Source organism: Paenibacillus sp. 2TAB23 (assembly GCF_052115165.1).
Classification (GTDB): domain Bacteria; phylum Bacillota; class Bacilli; order Paenibacillales; family Paenibacillaceae; genus Pristimantibacillus.
Genome location: NZ_JBFRGD010000015.1, coordinates 156859 through 176421, shown reverse-complemented (window position 1 = coordinate 176421; position 19563 = coordinate 156859). Strand labels below are relative to the sequence as shown.

At 49.4% G+C, this 19563-nt stretch carries 15 protein-coding genes; 5 read left to right on the top strand and 10 right to left on the bottom strand.

Going from position 1 to position 19563, the window contains the following annotated elements; genetic code table 11:
• Window positions 1-75 precede the first annotated feature (75 nt).
• Together AB4Z29_RS21080 and AB4Z29_RS21075 are read right to left on the bottom strand one after the other, a co-directional pair.
• Window positions 76-276 carry a copper ion binding protein gene (locus AB4Z29_RS21080; RefSeq protein WP_183569488.1) on the bottom strand — a complete coding sequence of 67 codons (201 nt, stop codon included), beginning with the start codon at window positions 274-276 and terminating at the stop codon, window positions 76-78.
• Window positions 277-293: 17 nt separating this feature from the next.
• Window positions 294-641, bottom strand: a complete 348-nt coding sequence (locus AB4Z29_RS21075; RefSeq protein ID WP_183569486.1) for a metal-sensitive transcriptional regulator — start codon at window positions 639-641, stop codon at window positions 294-296.
• Window positions 642-825: 184 nt separating this feature from the next.
• Between AB4Z29_RS21075 and AB4Z29_RS21070 the strand changes: the two genes are divergently transcribed.
• From AB4Z29_RS21070 to AB4Z29_RS21060, 3 genes are read left to right on the top strand one after another with little or no spacing between them, the layout of a single operon-like run.
• Window positions 826-1770 carry a DoxX family membrane protein gene (locus tag AB4Z29_RS21070; protein WP_441944958.1) on the top strand — a complete coding sequence of 315 codons (945 nt, stop codon included), beginning with the start codon at window positions 826-828 and terminating at the stop codon, window positions 1768-1770.
• A gap of 30 nt (window positions 1771-1800) precedes the next feature.
• Window positions 1801-2538 (top strand): glycerophosphodiester phosphodiesterase, encoded by a 738-nt coding sequence (locus AB4Z29_RS21065; protein WP_441944973.1) that lies wholly within the window; start codon window positions 1801-1803, stop codon window positions 2536-2538.
• Between the two features lie 5 nt (window positions 2539-2543).
• Window positions 2544-3713, top strand: coding sequence for an SLC45 family MFS transporter (locus AB4Z29_RS21060; RefSeq protein ID WP_441944957.1), 1170 nt, complete (start codon window positions 2544-2546; stop codon window positions 3711-3713).
• 61 nt (window positions 3714-3774) lie between these two features.
• Here AB4Z29_RS21060 and AB4Z29_RS21055 read toward each other — a convergent pair whose 3' ends face one another.
• On the bottom strand, window positions 3775-4641 hold the full coding sequence (locus tag AB4Z29_RS21055) for a YitT family protein (protein WP_441944956.1): 867 nt from the start codon (window positions 4639-4641) through the stop codon (window positions 3775-3777).
• A gap of 165 nt (window positions 4642-4806) precedes the next feature.
• On the opposite strand from AB4Z29_RS21055, the gene AB4Z29_RS21050 reads away from it, so the two are divergent.
• Window positions 4807-5097: a hypothetical protein gene (locus tag AB4Z29_RS21050; protein WP_441944955.1), complete on the top strand. Its 291-nt coding sequence runs from the start codon at window positions 4807-4809 to the stop codon at window positions 5095-5097.
• Here AB4Z29_RS21050 and AB4Z29_RS21045 read toward each other — a convergent pair.
• The 6 genes from AB4Z29_RS21045 to AB4Z29_RS21020 all read right to left on the bottom strand — a co-directional run bounded on the left by AB4Z29_RS21045 (window position 5006) and on the right by AB4Z29_RS21020 (window position 12842).
• The gene (locus AB4Z29_RS21045) at window positions 5006-6103 is read right to left on the bottom strand and encodes a GerAB/ArcD/ProY family transporter (RefSeq protein WP_441944954.1); all 1098 of its coding nucleotides are present in this window, start codon (window positions 6101-6103) and stop codon (window positions 5006-5008) included. The two genes, AB4Z29_RS21050 and AB4Z29_RS21045, sit on opposite strands and share 92 nt — an antisense overlap.
• Before the next feature lie 20 nt (window positions 6104-6123).
• Window positions 6124-7335 carry a Ger(x)C family spore germination protein gene (locus tag AB4Z29_RS21040; protein ID WP_441944953.1) on the bottom strand — a complete coding sequence of 404 codons (1212 nt, stop codon included), beginning with the start codon at window positions 7333-7335 and terminating at the stop codon, window positions 6124-6126.
• Window positions 7336-7343: 8 nt separating this feature from the next.
• Window positions 7344-8771 carry a spore germination protein gene (locus tag AB4Z29_RS21035; protein WP_441944952.1) on the bottom strand — a complete coding sequence of 476 codons (1428 nt, stop codon included), beginning with the start codon at window positions 8769-8771 and terminating at the stop codon, window positions 7344-7346.
• Window positions 8772-9020: 249 nt separating this feature from the next.
• The gene (locus AB4Z29_RS21030; RefSeq protein ID WP_441944951.1) at window positions 9021-9299 is read right to left on the bottom strand and encodes a hypothetical protein; all 279 of its coding nucleotides are present in this window, start codon (window positions 9297-9299) and stop codon (window positions 9021-9023) included.
• Between the two features lie 72 nt (window positions 9300-9371).
• Window positions 9372-11111, bottom strand: coding sequence for an ABC transporter ATP-binding protein (locus AB4Z29_RS21025; protein WP_441944950.1), 1740 nt, complete (start codon window positions 11109-11111; stop codon window positions 9372-9374).
• Window positions 11112-11114: 3 nt separating this feature from the next.
• A complete protein-coding gene (locus AB4Z29_RS21020) occupies window positions 11115-12842 on the bottom strand; it encodes an ABC transporter ATP-binding protein (RefSeq protein ID WP_441944949.1) in 1728 nt (575 codons plus the stop codon).
• Between the two features lie 217 nt (window positions 12843-13059).
• Here AB4Z29_RS21020 and AB4Z29_RS21015 point away from each other — a divergent pair, with 217 nt between their 5' ends.
• On the top strand, window positions 13060-13200 hold the full coding sequence (locus AB4Z29_RS21015; protein ID WP_441944948.1) for a hypothetical protein: 141 nt from the start codon (window positions 13060-13062) through the stop codon (window positions 13198-13200).
• A gap of 93 nt (window positions 13201-13293) precedes the next feature.
• Here AB4Z29_RS21015 and AB4Z29_RS21010 read toward each other — a convergent pair whose 3' ends face one another.
• Entirely contained in the window at window positions 13294-19473 is a 6180-nt protein-coding gene (locus AB4Z29_RS21010) for an S-layer homology domain-containing protein (RefSeq protein WP_441944947.1), read from the bottom strand.
• Window positions 19474-19563: the final 90 nt, after the last annotated feature.

The window sequence follows — 19563 nt, the reverse complement described above, 5'->3', positions numbered from 1 at the left end:
CTATTGGGGTATATGATTTTGTAAAAAAAAAGAGGCTTCACTCAGCCTCTACATGCCATATAACGTGCTTATGCCTTACACAACGTCGTAGCCTTGATCCTCAATCGCTGCTTTTACAGCTTCAATCGTTACTTTGCCTTCATCGTATTCCACAGATACCTTCTTGCTTGCCAAATCGACCTTGCCAACAGCTCCCGTTTGACCTACTGCTTTCTCTACCGCGCTGACACAGTGTCCGCATGTCATTCCCTCTACCTTCAATACTGCATTTGCCATCCTATATTTCCCCTCTCTTATTTCATTAATTTGTTAACCGTAATCAGAAGCTCGTCAATGACTTCGCTCTCGCCCGCTTGAATGCGTTCCACAACACAGCTTTTCAAATGACCTTCAAGCAGCAGCTTGCCTACGCTGTTCAATGCCGATTGCGCGGCAGCGATCTGATTCAGCACGTCGTCGCAATACGTATCCTTCTCGATCATTGCCTTGACCCCGCGAATTTGCCCTTCGATTCGATTCAGGCGTTTCGTTAAATTATCCTTCGTCTGCTCCGAGTGATGGCTCTTCCGCGGTGCTGCCGGATCGTGGCATGCTGTACCGGCATGCTCATGGACCTCTTGACCTGAAATGCTATTGTTCATCCTACATACCTCCATGGGGTATCTGTTTCTGAACATAGAATAACATACCCCCAAGGGGTATGTAAACTACTTTTTATATTTTGTTTTAAGATTAAGGAACAGAAGCTTTAATTGTAGGAAACAATATGCTACGATCCTCGTAAACACAACTGTAAAAAATGACTAATTGGAGGAAAGACAACTTATGGATTATTATGCTCATGTCAAATGGTTTACAGACGTCATCGCCGAGAAAGAATCGATCGCCGCCGTCCTTTCTCCTTTCTTCATGACGCTTGCTTTATTCGTAGCGGTGCTGCTAGCCGTATTAACCCAGCTGCTGCCGGCGCTTTCCAAATCCAAGCTATCCACCCGTATTGACAGCGAGCTCGATAAACTAAGAAAATACTCCATGATCATCCTGAAATACGGAACGGCCGCATCACTGCTTATCCAAGCAGCTTCCGGCACGCTTTTCGCCCTCGAGTTCGAGCTGACGGGCGGCTGGCAAACCATTCTCATGTGGACCGCGATTGTACTGCTTCTTATTCCCCATCATTATGCAACGAAGATTGGCGCGCTCGCCATGCTTGTGTTATTCATTGATACAGGCATAGAAGCTGGACTATTCCACATGCTGGATTATGGCTTCTATCTGGCTATCATCGGTGTGCTCCTCCTTGAGAGAACCAAAGAGTCCAGATGGGGTTTCCCTTTGCTTTACTTAGGAACAGGGCTTTCGCTTTGCTGGGTAGCGGTGGAGAAATGGATCTATCCCACTATGGCGGAAGATATTATTGTCAACCACCAGGTACCTACCTTCGGCTTTGAACCTACTGTATTCATTGTCATGGCAGGCTTCATAGAATTTGTAGTCGGTTACTTGCTTGTCGTGGGCATATTGAACCGTCTGCTCTCCGTCGTATTAACGCTTATTTTCATCACTACCACGATGCTGTTTGGCATGATGGAGCTTGCGGGACATTTCATGATCCATATCGTACTCATCCTGTTTATTATTGAAGGAGCCAGCTTCTACAAGCCGCCGGTCTCCATGCACCGCACGGTAGTCGACCAGATGGTATTCGTCTCGCTTAACTTTATTTTCGTACTAGCGACCTTCGTGCTCATTTATTACCGCTTCGCCTAGGTTTGTCCAACAAAGTGAGGAGGAACTCCTATCCATAACACTATTAATATTGCCCACCGCGGCGCAAGCGGCTGCTGCCCCGAGAATACGCTTGCCGCCTTTCAGAAGGCGCTTGACCTTGGTGCAACGGGTATCGAAACCGACGTTCAAATGACCAAAGACGGACGTTTAGTCGTCATCCATGATGAATCCTTGGCACGCACTGCCGGATTGAACAAGCTCGTGAAGGATACCGATTATGACGAGCTTGCTCCGCTCGATGCCGGGAGCTGGTTCGCGCCGGCATTCCATTCGGAGCGCATTCCGACGTTGGAGCAGCTGCTTGATCTGCTGCAGCCAACGGAAACCATTCTCAACATTGAACTGAAAAACGGCATCTTCCCCTATGAAGGAATGGAAGAAAGGGTCATTGCGCTCGTTCGCTCCTACACCATGGAAGAACGCATCATTATCTCAAGCTTCAACCATTATTCGCTTGTGCGCTGCAAGCAGCTCGCGCCTGATATTCGTACTGGCATATTGTATATGGAGGGTCTTTACCGCCCATGGGAATATGCAGCTTCGCTTAAGGCAGAAGCGCTCCATGCCTACAAATATGCCGTTACGCCCGAATGGATAGCAGAAGCAGCCGCGCACGGCATCGCCTACCATCCATTCACCGTCAATGACGCGGCAGAGATGGAACGGCTGATTAATGCTGGCGCTGCCGGCATCATAACCGATTTCCCTGATCGCCTAACCGAGGTGCTGGCAAGGAGAGGAGCGTAAGCGGAATGAAAAAAACATGGCTGCTCGGGTTTGGTTTTTTCAGCATCAGCATTACATGGGCTCTATATAACGCATTTGTTCCGTTCTTTCTGGATAAATTTCTAACGAGTACCTTCCTCATTGGCTTCATGATGACGATCGACAACTATTTTGCCCTGTTTCTGCAGCCATGGATCGGCAAGCGCAGCGACCATACGAAGAGCTCCCTAGGCAAACGAATGCCTTATCTGCTCATCGGCATGCCGCTTGCTGCATTATTCGGCGCGCTCATTCCTTGGCATACCAGCTTGCTTACATTGGTGCTCTTCATGGTGCTCATGAACTTATCCATGAGCATCTACCGTTCACCGACTGTCGCTCTGATGCCGGACATTACGCCTGGAAGCAAGCGCACGCAAGCGAACGGAGTCATTAACTTCATGGGAGGGATCGGTTCCATACTCGCTTTCGGCGGCGGGGCCATCCTCTACGAGAAACATCATTCCCTCCCGTTCCTAACGGCTTCCATACTGACGCTGATCTGTCTTTGCATACTCCTCCTGACGATCAAAGAGAGAAGAGACGCTATTTCTGATGCCTCTTTGGAAAAACAAGAGAAGATATCGTTTAAAAGCCAATTAAACCGTCCGACGCTCTTTCTATTGGGAGCGATTTTTTTCTGGTTTCTGTCCTATCAAGGGGTTGAAGCCTTGTTCACCTTATACGGGAAAAATCATCTTAATCTTACGGAGGGGCAGTCTTCATTCTCTCTAGCCTTTTTCTCGCTCGCATTCGTACTTGCTGCTATTCCGAGCGGGCTTCTAGGAAGCCGCTTTGGCAAAAAAAGAATCATTTCCATTGGCGTTATCGGCCTCATCATCATATTTGCCGCGATTTCGTTCGTGGAATCGCTGCTCCCCCTTCGCTTGCTGCTGCTCGCCGGGGGCATTTGCTGGGCATTGATCAACATCAATTCCTATCCGTTTATCATCTCGCTTGGGAAAGAGAAAAGCATCGGCACGCGTACCGGCATCTATTATTTGATCTCATCGCTCGCGGCCATCGCTTCTCCTCCTCTGATGGGCGGGCTAATTGATTTAATGGGCTACTCGATCTTGTTTTATTTCTCATCAGGAGGAATGGTTATTGCCCTTCTTTTCCTGCTGGGCGTGAAGGATATAAAGTCTGATGTCTAAACAAAAAAGTCCGGCTGCGCATCGCTTTTGCGATGCAGCCGGACTTTTTATTGGGCCAACGTTAGTGGATACTGCCTTTGCTGAATCCGCCGCCCATCACGTCGGATACATGCTCAATGGCGATAAACGCATTCTCATCAATGGATTGCACAATCGCTTTGAGCTTAGCCAGCTCAAGACGGGAGACGACGCAATAGATCATTTGAGTCTCATCCTTTGAGTAGCCGCCACGCGCTTGGATCAGTGTCGTGCTCCGTCCCAATCGATCAATAATAGCCTGCGATACCTCTTCGTATTCCGCAGAAATAATTGTAACCGATTTGGATTCATCAAGGCCTTCTACAACAATGTCAATCAATTTGATAGCAATATAGTATGTAAACATAGAATACATAGCCGAATCCCATTCAAACACAAAGCCTGCTATTACGAAAATGACAACATTGAAGATCATAATAATTTGTCCTACAGGCATGCGCATCTTTTTGGAGATGAGAATCGAAACGATTTCCACGCCGTCCAGTGATCCGCCGAATCGAATGGCAAGACCCACTCCAGCGCCGAGTATCAGCCCGCCGAACAATACCGCCAGCAGCTTCTCTTCCGTAAAGGCATCCACATGGTGCAGGAGCGATGTTGTGACCGACATTACGATAATGCCGTATAGCGTTGAGATCGCGAATGTTTTGCCGATTTGCTTGTATCCGAGGATGAGAAACGGAACGTTTACGATAAACAAGTAAACGCCCAGGGGCAATGGCGTCAAATGTGCAAGCATGATTGAAATACCGGCAATGCCGCCATCGATCACGTTGTTCGGTACGAGGAACAATTCCAAGGCTACGCCCATTAGAACCGATCCAATCGTTATAAATATAAACCGCTTGAAAATTTCTAAAAATGATAACCCCTTATGTACCTTTGCCAACAGTTCGACCTCCGTCTTTTCAACATTCTATCCTTTGACTTTAGCACAAAAATAGGATTTTTTCAAAAAGGAATCGATTTTGTTTCATGTAAGCGCCGCATATCGAGCACCTGAATCCGCCACAATAAGGACATGTCCAACATAGAAAAAGGAGGCTTTCCATCCATGAAACTGCCAGTCCTCGTCATCGTCTACGGGGTCGCGAATTTCCTATACGATTACATGATGAACCTGTTTAACGGCATGACCTACCGCGAGGCATGGCTCAGTCTTGGCACATATTTCATTATGCTGACCAGCACGGAGTATATCATACTATTCACAGCTCTGCTCATTCTTATAGTCAGCATGTTCGCCCCGAGCATCAAGCAGCGGCTCGCTTCTTCCGCATCCATGCAACGATTAACAGCACAATGGGGATCGCCGTCTGGAAAGGGAACGCCACGTAAGGATTAACAACATATCCCTCAATATAATTCTCCACTGCATTCTCCGCAATCATGATCGAGGAGAAAAAGACAATCATGCCAATCGGGATCACAACTTGCTGGATCCCCTTCAATTTCCACAAATCCGATACCGCCGCAACGGCTGCATAGAAATATACGACAGCTTTGAAAAAATAACTAATGACCAGCGTAGATAAGGAAATGCCGTCCATTTTCTGAATGAAGTCCCCTATATTAATTTTGGATGTGGTGGCAAGCAGCGGGATTGTTGAACGGCTAAGCAGGTCCGGTCCCAGCACGGCCGTGTTGAGCGCCATGGTATAACTAAGCACAAATCCCGAGAAAACTGCTGCAAGAGTAACTATTCTTACGACAGGCCGTGTGCTTGCCGTTTGCACTTTCGGGAAAAACATAAGGACGACAACCAGCTCGGCATAGGGCAAAAAATAAGTTAGCGGAATCGTATTAATAACCGTTGTCCATCCATTCTCGAGCATCGGGAGCAAGTTTTTCACATCGATGATGCCTGAAAAAACGACGAATAAATTGCCGATGACGACGAGTATGGCCATGACGATTAGAAAGGTCACGATTGTACGCGACATCGCTTCAATCCCCTGATAAACGATGTACATTAATGCAATCGCCATTAGCGCAAGCAAAGCAATGAGCGGCGTTTCATCATACACCGCAGTAGACATGACATTGCCAATCCCGCGGAAGTTGCGGACCGCTTGATACATGAAGTGGACGCTGTAAATAAAAACAAGCGGCTTCCCTAGGTAGGGCCCTACTATTTTGGGAATAAAGGTGGTTAAAGTATCCTTGGGATAAAGGGTATAGAGCTTTCCGTACACGTACAGGATACAGAGACCCGGAACGAGACCGAGCAGAATGGCGAGCCAAGTGTCCTGCTTGGCGTTGCCTCCAACGCCCAGCGCTATTACCCCTCCCAATTCGAACATGACCATGACGCTGAACAATTGAAGCTTGCTCATTTTACCTGTTTCCATAAGCAATCACCTTTAATCGTTTATTTCGATATATTGCTCAAATAGGATTTATTCCGCAAGCCCTGATGACGGATTTCAGTATGCACGGTTACCGTTATCTCACTATCCGCAAATACGTTATTCCAATCGCCCTTCCGCTTATTCCATTGTTTCGGATGTTCACGCCTGAGCATTTGCCCTAAACCGAACATATCGCACTTATCCGACTGAGCCTGCTTGATCGCCGCTTCCACCTCTTCGCGAATGGTTTCGGCCCATTCCTTCTCCATGCTGTCTATGCCGCCGGGTTTCGTCATATCAAAGGGAACTTGGAGCTCCGTAATGAAGCCTTCTGCATCAATATGAAAGTGAAAGCGCAGCTGACCATTAGTGAACTGTGTCTTCACCTTCGTTTTCCCCCTGCTTACCTCGATGCTGACGGATTTTGGTTTGCCCATTGCATCAATCGTCATGACGGAGCTTTCCATTTTGTTCCGCGCCCAGATTACGCCTCTTGCTAATCGACCGTCCAGCCACTTTTTGAATTTCCCCTCCTGCATGACCGCCATTCCGCTAATGTTCAGAATGGCTGGCGGATTGGTCTGTTCCACATTTTTTTTCTTTGCCGACATTTCCTTATCCCCTGCGAGCTTAACGCCGCTTATAAGGAGCACATTCTCTTCCGACACCATCATGTTTATGACATCATCAATATATACGGTGAAATTCTCTGACCATAGACGCGAGCTGTACGTCATCTTCCCCAGTACGGCATTAGCTGGAAGCTTCTCCATCGGGGTGAGCGTTCGAACCGCCTGCTCCGCATCTCCACCACGCGCTACTAGCACCATAGCCGTTAACCGCGTTTCGCGAGATCGGTCAAAGAAATCGAAGATATCCTGCATGCCTGCTTTCGCAAGCGACTCACCAATGACAACAAGGCGGATATGCGCAAAAAACAGCTGTCGTGGCACCGAGCGGGACGTTTTCCTTATCGCTTCATAAATAGAGCTTCCCGTTCCGCTATATACCATGACTGGAGCGCCATATGCGCTGCCGCCTGCAACGATGCCCGGGGCCACCTGGCCTGAATTCGCGATTTGAAAGGATACCTTATATTTGTTCCCAGGTGCTTTGTCGATGCCGAGCGCCATAACGATAGCAAGCTGCTTAGGCTCCCTGCTGTTCCAGCAGCCTGTCATCGGCAATGCAGCGACCAGCAAAATCAGCACATATACGAGTCTGCTCCGCATGCTCATGCTCATCCTTTTCCTTGTCCACGCTTTAGTTGAAACGTAAAATACGGCAAACCGAGCGATTTCAGGCTGGACAAATGAGCCGTCAATATGAATAAGCCAATCAATATGCCGAACAAGCCGAACACGCTCGACAGAATCATAAGGACAAATCGAAGGATGCGTACGGATATGGCGATGTTGAACGCCGGTGCGGTAAAGCTTGCAATACCAGTCGCGGCTACGATAATAACCATTGCCGCAGATACGATTCCCGCCTGAACAGCTGCTTGACCTAATATTAAAGCCCCTACAATAGAAACAGCTTGTCCAACCGCCCTAGGCATTCGAACGCCCGCTTCCCTCATCAGCTCGAAGCTCAGCTCCATGAGAAGTGCTTCAATAATTACCGGAAACGGGACGCCTTCCCGCTGTGCGACCAGACTGATAAGCAGCGGTGTCGGAATCATTTCCTGATGAAACGTCATCGCAGCAATATATAATGCAGGAAGAAGCAGCGAAATCAGATAACCTACATAACGTAAAAGCCGAATGAGAACGCCGATATCGGATAACTGATAAAAATCTTCGACCGATTGGAAAAACTGAAAAAAAGTAATCGGGGCCACCAGCACGAATGGCGTCCCGTCAACAATAATGGCAATTCGACCGTCCATTAGATGGCCGACAACGCTGTCGGGCCGTTCGGTATTGAAAATGGTCGGGAATGGTGTCAGCTTCTGATCCTGCAAATGCTTCTCAATCGTGCCGGATTCCAGAATGCCATCCTCGCGAATCGCATTCAAGCGTCTGCGGAGCTCCTCCACGGTGCTCTCGTCAGCAATGCCATGTACGTACATCATCGCGACATCCGTCTCCGTTATTTGGCCGATCGAAAACATTTCAAGCCACAAGCTTTCGTTTTTGACACGGCGCCTTACTAAGGAAACATTCGTGCTAAGCGATTCCGTAAAGCTGTCCTTTGGTCCCCTGATCGTAACCTGCGTCGTAGGTTCCGTAATGGTGCGCCATTCCATTCCTTGAGCGAATACAATAATCGCTTCGCTGCTTCCTTCGAGAAAAATAATCATGTCTCCCGAAACAACCGCTCGAATAATCGCTTTCCAGTTCGACGATTTAGCCGCGCTGCCTACCAGCGAAGCTTGGATCATCAGCCAATGCAATCGGTTGTGATGCTCCGTTTGCTCCGGAGCAAAGAGCCTATTCTCATCAAACATATGGGAGATTGCATCATCGATAGCTTGGCGATTGGAGAGGTTGGCATTGTATGCGACAGCTGCCGTTAAGCGTGGTTCCTTGTCCCTGTCATAGTGCCGGACCACATAATCAGGGCTATGACCCGTTGCCTGCAGCAAACGATCGATATTGAGCTTCAGCCTCTTGTCCAACAGATCCGTTTCTCCTGCAGGTCGATCAACGATGTTCTTTTCCATTCCATCACCCCATGAGTGAGTATTCCCGGGAATAAATGGGAGTATGCGCCTTTTCTCCTTATTAGCCAAGCAGCATGCCATAAGGTGAAACGGCTATCGCCATCCTTTGGCGGTGCGGCGCGTTTCATTCCGAGAAATATAGAGAATGTATAGCACAAGGATATACGTTCCTATATTAAAAAAAGAGCCGCCCCTGGCGACTTCTCGCCTTGGGCAGCTCATCTTCACTCTTGCTTACACGTTGAAATGTTAGTCTACGTAACCCGCAATTCCCTTATCCATCAGATAATCCATTTCGGCATCCAGAATGGATTCCACAACAAGCTCGTTCGATTTCACGTCCGGACGGCTAAGCACGTAATCAACCAGCTCGTCGCCGTCAATTTCCACCTCGCCGTTTTTATCTTCCTTCGCATCGTTGATGAACGCTGCCTCATGCTTCAATACCAGCTTGATCAACTGCTCATCTGCGTTTGTTTCGCTCGCTATATGCTTCACAAGCTCTTGCTCATTTAATTGCTCACTCATCGTTTGTCATCTCCTAATCGTTGCACTCGTCTCATTGTACCACAATCATTTCTCTAATATGAGCATGGGAGACTAAGCGTTTTGTAAAAGTGCATTGCCGTGCAGCTCATAGTAGAGTCCTCTTCGGGCAAGCAGCTCCTCATGACTGCCGCGCTCTGCGATTTCACCGTCTTTAATAAAGAGAATCTGGTCCGCATGGCGAATCGTGCTTAGACGATGAGCAATCACGAAGCTTGTCCGACCCTTGAGCAGCTTCTTCATGGCTTCTTGAATCTGCAGCTCAGCCAGCGTATCGACGCTGCTCGTCGCTTCATCCAAGATAAGGAGCGCGGGATCGCCCAATATGGCACGCGCAATCGTAATCAGCTGGCGCTGCCCATGGCTTACATTGCCTCCCTCTGCTGTCAGTTCCGTCTCGTAGCCCTGCGGCAGCCTGGCAATAAAGCTATCCGCATTCGCTTGCGCTGCGGCTGCTTCCACCTCTTCATCGGTCGCATCCAGCCGACCGTAGCGGATATTCTCGCGAATGGAGCCTGTGAACAGGTGAGCATCCTGGAGAACGATCCCAAGCTGGCTTCTTAAGCTATTTTTGTCCACCTCGCGAATATCCTCGTTATCAATCAAGATTTGACCGCTCTTGATCTCGAAGAATCGTCCGATGAGATTAATGATCGTTGTTTTTCCTGCTCCTGTAGGACCAACCAATGCAATCGTCTCTCCAGGCTTTGCCGTAAAGGTAATGTTCCGTAGCGCAGCCGTTCCATCCTTGTATTCGAACCGCACATCGCGGAACTCTACCTTGCCGGCAATGGTACCCATCAGGGCAGCTTTGCCTTCCGCTTCGTATTCCGACGGCACCTCCATCATTTCGAATACGCGCTCGGCTCCCGCAATTCCCGACTGAATTAAATTATATTGGTTGGCGACTTCATTAAGCGGACCGCTAAATTGCCTCGAATATCCGAGAAAGCTAATAATCACGCCGACGGTTGCCTGATCATGAACGGCAAGCCAGCCTCCGACGCCTGCTATGATCAAGTAGCTGATATGGCCGAACATATTCATGAACGGTCCCATCGTGCCCGAGTAGATTTGCGCTTTGATCCCGACCTTCTTCAGCTTTGTATTTGCAGCTGCGAACTGCTCAGCCATCCGTTCCTCCTGATGGAACAGCGCTACGACCTTCTGACCGGAAACCGTCTCCTCAATAAAGCTGTTAAGACTGCCCAGCTCCTGCTGTTGTCCTTTGAACTGCCGCTTCGTCACCTTCGCGATTTTTTTCGACACGAATACGATGACCGGAATGACGATAAGCGCTACCAGTGTAAGCCAGCCGTTTAACAGCAGCATCATCGTGAACGAACCGATGAGCATGATGACGCTCGAAATAATTTGGATCAAGCTTTGATTAAGCGTATTCGTTACATTATCAATATCGTTCGTTGTACGGCTCATCAGCTCGCCGTGGTTCCTGCTGGCGAAGAAAGGGATAGGCAGCTTCTGCACGTGGCTGAATAGATCTTTGCGCAAGCCCCATACCGTTCGCTGCGATACCTCAGCCAAGAAAAAGGCCTGCAGCCAGCCGACCAAGCTTCCTCCCGCATATACCGCGAGCATGAGCAAGCATAGCTGCAGGAGACCGTCGTACTGCTTCGCTACAATATAATCATCAAGTGCTGTTCCAAGTAAATAAGGACCTGTTAGCGTAAGCCCTGCCGCCGCTATTGTTAGAATAATAACCGTAATCAGCTTAGCCCGTTGATGAAGCAAATAATGACCGATTTTTTTCAGTGTTGCCCATGTATGATTCATGCGTTAAGCTCCTTGCTGCGATAGCGCCATTTGTTGATATAGCTTGCTTGTACGAAGCAGCTCCATATGTGTGCCCATCGCTGTGATACGCCCTTCCTCAAGCACGATAATTCGGTCGGCTTGTTGAACGGAAGCAATTCGTTGACCAATAATGAGACAGGTGCTGCTCTCCATAATGGTCTGAAGCGATTGGCGGATCAGCGAATCGGTATGGAGATCAACTGCGCTCGTACAGTCATCTAGAATGACAATCTTGGGCTTGAGCAATAAGGTTCTAGCGATGGACAAACGCTGCTTCTGGCCTCCGGAGAGGTTGACGCCGCGCTGTCCAAGCTCCGTATCGTAGCCGTTCTCCAGCTTCATAATGAATGAATGCGCTTCGGCGGCTTTGGCAGCAGCCTCAATTTCCTGCTGGCCGGCATCCGGCTTTCCGAAGCTGATATTTTCTCGGATCGTGCCGCTGAATAGATGCGCCTGCTGGAGCACCATGCCGATCTGCCCTTGAAGCTCTTCCGGAGCGATCTCGCCTATTGGGCGCGAATCGATGCGAACGACGCCTTTAGTCGGAGCGTAAAAGGCTGGAATTAAACTGACAAGCGTTGATTTCCCCGCTCCGTTCACGCCTACGATGCCAATCGTCTCGCCAGGCTCTGCCGTGAAATCAATATCGCGAAGAACGGCTTGCTCTGCGTGCCCCTCGTAAGTGAAGCTGACTTGCTCGAACGAGATTCGCCCCTCACTGATCGGCTCGGCCTTGTTGGCCAAGTCTCCACGTACGCGCTGCTGATCCTCAGCCAGCTCCAATATTTCATTGATTCGGTCAGCAGACGCCTTGGCACGGGAAATCGCCATCAGCTGGTTGCCAAGCCCCAAGGTTGAGAACAGCAGCTGAGTGATATACGTTAAAAAAGCCGCTAAGCTGCCTACCGACAAGGCTCCCTGCTCAGATAAAATACCGCCGTACCATAACGCAGCCACGATGCTAAAGTTTAGAATAATGGACATAAGCGGCGTATTGAGCGCCACGATTTTCGCCGCCTTCAAGCTCGCATGGAGCAAATTCGAGTTCGTTGTTTGAAAGCGCTGTTCCTCGTAATCCGAGCGTACAAATGCTTTGACGACCCGGATGCCGGTTAAGTTTTCCTGCATAACGGTATTCACCTGATCAAGACGCTGCTGCATCGCAGCGAATAAAGGAACCGTAATCCGGGTCGTTATGACAAGGAAAGCAGCGAGCAAAGGAATCATGGCAAGAAGAATAACCGACAGGCGCGGGCTAATTGTAAATGCCATAATCAAGCTGCCGGCAATGATGAACGTATCCCGTGCGAACACGCGCAGAAGCAACAGAACGAGGTTCTGAATTTGCGTAATATCGCCGGTCAGGCGCGTTACGATCGAGCCGGAGCCGAAGCGGTCAAGCGAGCGCAGCGATAGGGACTGAATCTTTTGAAACAGCTCCTGGCGCAAGTCCGCCCCGAAGTTTTGAGAAGCAATGGTCGCAAACACCGTACAGCCTACGCCGGCAATTAAGCCGATCAGTGCCGCTATCAGCATCTTAGGGGCCGTGCCCGTAATCGCTCCAAGATGACCTGCAATTATGCCATCATTGACGATTGACGCCATAAACCTTGGCTGCAGCAAATCCATGCATACTTCTAGCAGCATGAATAATGGCGCCAGCACGGCAGGCCATTTGTATTTTTTTAGAAATCTAGCAAGCTTTAGCACCTTTGCACCTCAATCTCTTGTTGTTTGGTGAAACCGCAAATAAAGAGGGCAGCGCCTCACGCACCCTCTTGCTCGTTTCATTATAGCATCGTTGGACGGTTCGGTACGCGAAAAAACAGGAGCTAGGCTCGTTTTTTCAGAACACTCCCTAGAAAGCTTGGGATGGCAATGGCATTGAGCAGCTTAGTGAAAAGTTTAATTGGGTGAGCAGTCGTGAATGAGAGGTATTATCTCGAAGAAGCTGGATAGTCCGTACGTGGAGGTGAAAGAGCATATATATTGGTTCAAAAAGCGCAAAGTGGTGAGGATCGTTGCCGAGGCGAGGTGGTTTGGCGTCCCGATCACCTATCTCACTTAAATGCTTAGCGCACAGAAGAGTGAACAAGAGGGTTCCTCTAGTTACAGGAACCCTCTTGACTATCCTTCTGCTGTTTACATCGATACCCGTATCTTACATTCGCTCTAAGATCGCATAAATAATAACAGCAGCCTGTGCTCTAGTTGCCTGCTGTTTCGGTGCAAATTCTCCATTACCCATTCCATTAATAATGCCTTCCGCTTGCATCGCTGCTACAGCTTTCTGTGCATAATCAGAAATCGTTTGACGATCTGTAAAGGCTTCAGATGCGCTGACGCTTAGCTGCAATTGTACATGTGTAGCTGCTTGATGAACCATAACAGCCATGTCCTGTCTTGTAATTTCTTCATGGACGCCGAAGCTTCCATTTGGTCTTCCACTCACGATGCCGAGCTCGTAGGCTGTTGCCACTTCATCATAGTACCAAGCGCCTGCCTTAACATCAGAAAGCGTTGTTGCTGCATTGGCATCTGTTAGGCCGAATACATTCATCAGCATCGTAATAAACTCAGCTCTGGTCACTTTACCGTCCGGGTTGAACTGTCCGTTGCCCATTCCGCTGACAATGCCTCTTGCCGCTAATGCTTCGATTGGATCCTTCGCCCATGCTTTTGTTACATCTTCAAAGCTTGCTTCCACATAGGCTGCTGCATACTTACCGAAGTGCTTAGGCTTGAATTCTACTTTGCCTGTTGCTGCATTATACATACCATTCGTTACAACCTTTAGCTCTCCGTTGTCGCTGATGTAGTAAATCACAACCTTATTCGGATGCTCACCTGGTTGAAGCTCGTAGGGTACAGCCACTTGCACGTCACTTCGACCATCAAACTCGCTGATCTTCTTTCCATCAACTGATAGGCTGAGGTCATACACGACAGCATCCTTCAATTGATCTTGTGTCTCAGCTGGTACACTGGAGATATCCGCTTTAGCTACCGAAATCGTCACCTTCTTCGCCGCTTCGGAACCTTTAGAAATCAACTTCGTGGATACCGTTACGGTAGCTAAACCTGTATCGAGCTCGATGTTGTTGATCGAACCATTTCCACTGCTTAATAGATCAACCACTGGAAGCTCGACTTCTAGTTCATTCATACTCGCAGCAGCTTCTACTTTAATTTGAAGCTTACCGCCTTTGGCTTGTTCAAGTGCTTTCTTCATCGTTCCAGCGCCCAGCTTAGCTGATGCTTTACCATTAGCATGTAACGTCGGTTTAATACTCACTTCACCGTTTTCATTAACAACTGCACCGTCTGAAATGTTTCCAGAGGAACTTGATCCAACGGATGATGCTGCCTTTGGTGTTCCCTTCACGCTGAAACCTTCGGATTCGATACCATAAGCATCGATGGTGCTGATGTGAATGTTATATTCCGTACCATTAGCAAGGTTTGTTACCACATAACTTTCTAAACCTTGATCCACCGTATAAACCGCCGTGCCGGTTCCACCGCTAACCACAAGCTTCACTTGTGTAAGATCCGCTGGATCCTCCCAGGTTAAAGCTAATTGCTGATCTCCAGGCACTACTTTAACGTTTGTAACATCCCCTGGTTTTGATACAGCCGCTTCTACCGTCACAGCTGTTGTTGCTGTTAAGCCTCCATCTACCGATGTAACCGTGATGTTTGCTGTGCCTGCTTTTACTGCGATGACAAAGCCTTTAGTGTCCACTGTTGCTACATTTTCATTGCTGGAGCTCCATGTTACTGCCTTATTCGTTGCATTCTCTGGCGCAACGGTTGCAGTTAATGGGGTTTGCTTGCCTTCTGTCAATGTAACTTCATTTTTGTCTAAAGTTACACCTGCAACGGGTACATGATTAACTGCTGCTTCTACCGTCACAGCTGCTGTTGCTGTTAATCCTCCATCTACCGATGTAACCGTGATGATCGCTGTTCCCGCTTTTACTGCGGTTAATAAGCCGTTAGCATCCACAGTTGCTACATTTTCATTGTCGGAGCTCCATGTTACTGCCTTATTCGTTGCATTCTCTGGTGCAGCAGTTGCAGTTAACGATGATTGCTCGCCTTCTGTCAATGTGACTTCAGTTTTGTCTAATGTTATGCCTGCAACGGGTACATGAATAACTGCTGCTTCTACGGTGAAAGAAACAGGCTGCGTATAAATGTCATACTGATTGCCCGCGTCAATCGTAGTTGTGTAGCGCAGCAGCGCATGTGCCGTCCCCGTCTGCTTGGCTGTGACCGTCCTGCCCTTCACTTCTACGAAGTCCTGGCCATCCAGCAGAACGATCTCGGGCGCTATAGTATTTAGAGTCCCCTTATAGGTTTGTATTTCAGCGGATACGTCGACGCTTTGATTCTCGGAAAGCGTGTACTTCTCTTGACCCGGTTTAATCGATTCGGTCCAATCGGAAGCCCAGTTCGCATAGTCGGTTGTCAGCCCCCAGGTGCCGTACATGAAGAAGCGGGTGAAATCGCTTCTGTTGTTGAACGTCCACGGCGAGACCAGGAGACCGCGGTGCTTCGCAGCTTCAAGGTAGTCCTGACTAAGCACCGAGTAGGGTGGATTATATCCCGCATTAAGATTTTGAACGGTAAGCAGTGTCTGGCGCAGGGCACGGCTCACATTCGAAGAGTCGGTGATTCCAGCATTGCCCAGCAACCCGATAGGCATCTCGGGCAGCTGTCCGTTCAATCTTTTGATTTGATTGCTGTCAAACGCAATCACGTTGATGAGATCCTCGGCATGCTTCTCCCTGACTTGCTTGACGAAAGCTTCGATGACGGCAGGGTTACCCGTCTTGATTTCGTTCATAATCATTTTGCCCGATTGTCTCGCGAGGTCGATTTGCTCTTCCAGCGTCGGAATTTGGACATTGTGAAACGCTAACGGAAACTGCTTGTTTGCATTCAACTGCTTGATTTGCTCCAGCGTATAATTCTCGATAAATCCGGTTCCGTTTGTCGTGCGCTCCAGCGAGCCGTCGTGCAGAATGACCAGATGGCCGTCTCTAGAAAGATATACGTCATTCTCGATAAAATCGGCCCCCGCTTCAATAGCCAGAACATTGCTCACAATCGTATTCTCGGGCGCAACGGAAGGCATCCCCCTATGACCGACAATATAAGGCTTGCGAACAAGCGTCGTCTGATTCGAATAAAGCTTCATGGCGTCGATTGCTTGAAGAGGCGAATCCGTCACAATGCCGTTCGCACCTGCGGTAATCAGCGTATGGATGGCCAAATTTTTCTCGGCCGGAGCAGCCTGCTCCTTGGTCCAGACGGTCATCGCACGCTTTTGAAGATAAGAGACATTGTCACGTGAAGCGGCGTTCTGCGGAAGCAGTATGATTTTGGCCAGGTTGGCGTTCATTTGACCGCGGATGTCCATCAACTTCTCCGGAGACCAGTCGGTATTGGCGGTAAAGTCCACGATTCCGCGAACGATCGGATAAGCTGCGCGAGCTCTTTTCACAAGCGCGACGTTGTCAGAAACGATGTCCGCATCCTCCAGTCCCACGTTTTGCAAATATTCGACCAACCGGTCCACCGTCTGTCCGTCCTTGACATAGAAGGCCGGTATCATCTTGGTGTCTATTGCCGCAAGCACGGAATCCAGACTACCGATTTCCGTCTGACCTGAAGGGTCGGTGACCGTTAGTTTGTCGTTTACATACAGGAACACTGTCGCCGGAAGCTTCGGCCCGGCGAGTGACGCCAATTGCTCGGCGCTAATCAGCTCGGTCACCACTGTTGGCGCAAGCGCGATTTTCGTTTCCGGCTCCTTCACTTGCACAAAACGGTCGGCTGGCAGCGGTGGCAGTGCGTCCTGCTGCAGCGTGATACGAATATTGTCCACCCTCATTTGGCTGCCGTTGGCCTGAAGGCCAATCCTTCCTTTGGTATAGGCGGAAGCTGCTTCGGAATCGATTATAACCTTATTGTTGATCGATGCCTGCACGCGGTTGCCGTATGCTTTAATCGTGTAGTGATACATTTTCCCGCCGTCAATTGCCTCACTGAACGAACCCGTGTTCCACACGTTCCAGGTGCTGTCCGGCGTCTGCTCGGATAATTCGACACCGTTGGCTGCCGTGGCGTCCTTCCTGACGGCCATTTGATAATACGGGTAGTCGTTATTTTGAATACGGTACATGATGGAATTCCATCGTGCGGTATCGTTCGCTGCCAAATTCGTAACATCCGCTTCGATTTTGTAATTTCCGAACAATTCCAAATAATTAGGAAGCAGCACGCGGGTAGGGTTGTCCGGTGTGGTTCTCGCATCCATTTCGAAAACGCCTGCCTTCACTGCGGCTTTACTTGCCGTTGAACCTTGCTTTCTCGTCCAGCCCTGCGGCATGGAGCCGTCGGCGAGCGAGTCAAAGTTCTCTTCGTACAGCACATATTCGGTGTCGGTCGGATTCTTCGCCACGACTTGCATAGTGACTGTAATGCCGTCCTTTTGCGCGGTGACCGGGTACACGCCTTTATGAAGGGCCGTCATCTTCCCATCCGCGAAGGAAATGCCGCTGTCTGCGGTACTCCAGAGCAACTGGTCGCCTTCAATCGTGCCGGACGTGAGATCGCTGAAATCGGCCTTGAAGCTGACAGAAGCGAGATCAATAGGAACACCGCCAACTGCCATTACATAGCCCTGATCGTGCTGGAGACTATTCACTTTGATGCCCGTGAGAGAAGGCGTGACAGTCATGTCCAGCGATGATACCGCATTCGCGTAAACCGCCGTCAGCTTCGCCTTACCCGGCTTGATCGGATACAGCTGATTGTTTATCACCTTGATGACGCTCTCGTCAGACGAATACAGCTTGAAGCGATCGCTTGTTATCTTTTCGGTAACTCCGTCCGAGTAAGTGACATTTCCGGTGAAGCCGACCGGTTCCGTAAGCGCTTCCAGCGTATCCGACAGCGTAAGCTCAAGCCGGTCGGCCGCAATCCTCGTTACTATAAGATTATCGAACGAAACTGTGCTCTGGTCGGCCTGCAGACCGATTTTACCTCTTTCCAGCAGAACGTCGGAGGACAGATTTTTGTCCGTTACGAGCGTAAAATCGGCATCGTTTTTCGCTTTCAGATACTCTTTGACATTGTTACCGAATACTCTAACCTTCATCGTGTAATCCGCACCTAGCGTCAATGGCTTCCATGTACCGGTTACCGGTGTCGGGGAGTACCATGTGCCATCTGGCTTTCTGTAGGCAACTTCATAGGCGCCGTTCTGGCGGATCGCCATTTGATTGTACGGATTTTTGCCGTTGGCGGCGCCCCGGAACATGATAGCGGCCCACCTAGCGGAATCAAGAACAGCATGAAATCTGACGTCCGCTTGAATCGTGTAATTATCCCACTCAATTGGGGCCGTTATTCTCGCCTGCTTGCCGCCAGCCTTGCCGTCGAAAGTCAGGCGCCCGTTCCCGGCTTGGTCCTTCACGATGCTGAACGGATTGCTGCCCGCATTCACGTCGGAAATCCAGCCGAACGGAATGCTGCCCGCTGCATAAGAGTCAAAGTTTTCATCCATAAGAACCGGACTTACATTCCCGGAGACAGGATTGTCGTCAACTAGCTGAATCACCCCGTAGCCGCTCGTATCGTTCGAAAAAGAGCTGGATTGATAAGCGCTCCAATAGTTCGTTGTCTGCTTGCTTTGATCCGAATCATAACGGTCCGTAGCTGAAAATTCCATGCCGAGCTGCTTCGACAGCATCGGGTCCATATGCAGCATATCCCAAGGCACCGCAACCTCGCTGGACCAGCCCTTCTCCGTCTTGTTGATCGCCCGCAAAATCTTCTTCTCGTCCTTGCCCGCATGGTTGTTCAGCGCGGCTCCGAAATGAAATTCCGGCGTCGTCGTACCCGGCTGATACACGAGGCCGATCTGCATGTCGTCGCTGGTGAAGGGAGCCGACTGATGCAGCGTCGGATCGATGAACACATTCATATTGTCCTGATCGAGCCAAGCTCCCGAAGCGCCTGTCATCATGCTGTCATCCTCTGTCTTCATTCCGATGTACAAATATTGATTGTCCCACAGCATTCCGAAACTGGACTCTCGCTTAGGAGCGTCGCCGACTTGCTGCGTCATGGGCTGATCAACTTTCCAAATCGTTTCGTCCAGCTTGCCGTCGATAACGGGGGTGGTTAATGTTCTGCTCACTTCCAGCCGGGGTCTCCCTCCATCGTCATTCGCAGCATGTACCTGCGTAGACGCCGATAGCGGAGATAGTCCGATTAACAACGTCGTAATGATAAAACCGTTCAAATAACGTGAAACCGATTTCAATTTTCTTCATTCCTCTCATTGAATAGGAGGCAGATTGGGCAAGGATTTCCTTACACCACCTCTTCTGCTCTCCTCCTACTTTTGTAGGGA

Excerpts from the sequence above, each read along its gene's own strand:
- AB4Z29_RS21080 (WP_183569488.1), bottom strand. The coding sequence starts at position 276 with ATGGCAAATGCAGTATTGAAGGTAGAGGGAATGACATGCGGACACTGT.
- AB4Z29_RS21075 (WP_183569486.1), bottom strand. The coding sequence starts at position 641 with ATGAACAATAGCATTTCAGGTCAAGAGGTCCATGAGCATGCCGGTACA.
- AB4Z29_RS21070 (WP_441944958.1), top strand. The coding sequence starts at position 826 with ATGGATTATTATGCTCATGTCAAATGGTTTACAGACGTCATCGCCGAG.
- AB4Z29_RS21060 (WP_441944957.1), top strand. The coding sequence starts at position 2,544 with ATGAAAAAAACATGGCTGCTCGGGTTTGGTTTTTTCAGCATCAGCATT.
- AB4Z29_RS21050 (WP_441944955.1), top strand. The coding sequence starts at position 4,807 with ATGAAACTGCCAGTCCTCGTCATCGTCTACGGGGTCGCGAATTTCCTA.
- AB4Z29_RS21045 (WP_441944954.1), bottom strand. The coding sequence starts at position 6,103 with ATGGAAACAGGTAAAATGAGCAAGCTTCAATTGTTCAGCGTCATGGTC.
- AB4Z29_RS21040 (WP_441944953.1), bottom strand. The coding sequence starts at position 7,335 with ATGCGGAGCAGACTCGTATATGTGCTGATTTTGCTGGTCGCTGCATTG.
- AB4Z29_RS21035 (WP_441944952.1), bottom strand. The coding sequence starts at position 8,771 with ATGGAAAAGAACATCGTTGATCGACCTGCAGGAGAAACGGATCTGTTG.
- AB4Z29_RS21030 (WP_441944951.1), bottom strand. The coding sequence starts at position 9,299 with ATGAGTGAGCAATTAAATGAGCAAGAGCTTGTGAAGCATATAGCGAGC.
- AB4Z29_RS21025 (WP_441944950.1), bottom strand. The coding sequence starts at position 11,111 with ATGAATCATACATGGGCAACACTGAAAAAAATCGGTCATTATTTGCTT.
- AB4Z29_RS21015 (WP_441944948.1), top strand. The coding sequence starts at position 13,060 with ATGAGAGGTATTATCTCGAAGAAGCTGGATAGTCCGTACGTGGAGGTG.